Source organism: Klebsiella oxytoca NBRC 105695, assembly GCF_001598695.1.
GTDB lineage: Bacteria > Pseudomonadota > Gammaproteobacteria > Enterobacterales > Enterobacteriaceae > Klebsiella > Klebsiella oxytoca.
On the sequence record NZ_BCZK01000041.1, the window covers coordinates 1 to 597 of the forward strand.

A 597-nucleotide genomic window follows, 5' to 3' on the forward strand; every position below is an offset into this window, starting at 1 on the left:
CCTGCAGCCGCGTCTGGCGCTGCTCTCCCGGAGCCACCAGAACCGGATTTACCAGGATATGTCGGTGCCGGATATCGTGGAGCATATCCTGCGCACCCGCCACGGCATGCGCGGGGAGGACTTTATCTTCACGCTGGCGCAGGCGTACCCGCGTCGCGAGCAGGTGATGCAGTACGGCGAGGACGACCTGCGCTTTATCACCCGCCTGCTGAGTGAGGTGGGTATCTGGTTCCGCTTCATCGCCGACACCCGGCTGAACATCGACGTGGTGGAGTTTTACGACGACCAGCGGCACGACGGGCAGGGGCTGGTTCTGCCGTCGGTGCCGCCCTCCGGCCAGCACGACAGCGGGATGGAATCCGTGTGGGCGCTGAAAAGCCGGCATCGCGTGGTGCCGCAGTCGGTGTTCACCCGGGACTATAACTACCGCAACGCGCCGGCGGAGATGAGCCTCAGCATCGATGTCAGCCGGGGCGACAGCACCACTTACGGCGAGGCGTACCACTGGGGGGATAACTACCTGACGCCGGGCGACAGCCATCCGCGCGACCCGGCGCCGGAGAGCGGGGCGTTTTATGCCCGCCTGCGTCACGAGCG

Annotated in this window: 1 protein-coding gene; it reads left to right on the forward strand. The window is 66.2% G+C overall.

What is annotated here, in order from left to right; translation table 11 throughout:
* Positions 1–597 (forward strand): type VI secretion system tip protein VgrG (vgrG, locus tag KO1_RS26670; RefSeq protein WP_148719772.1); only part of this gene is annotated, 597 nt, incomplete at both ends.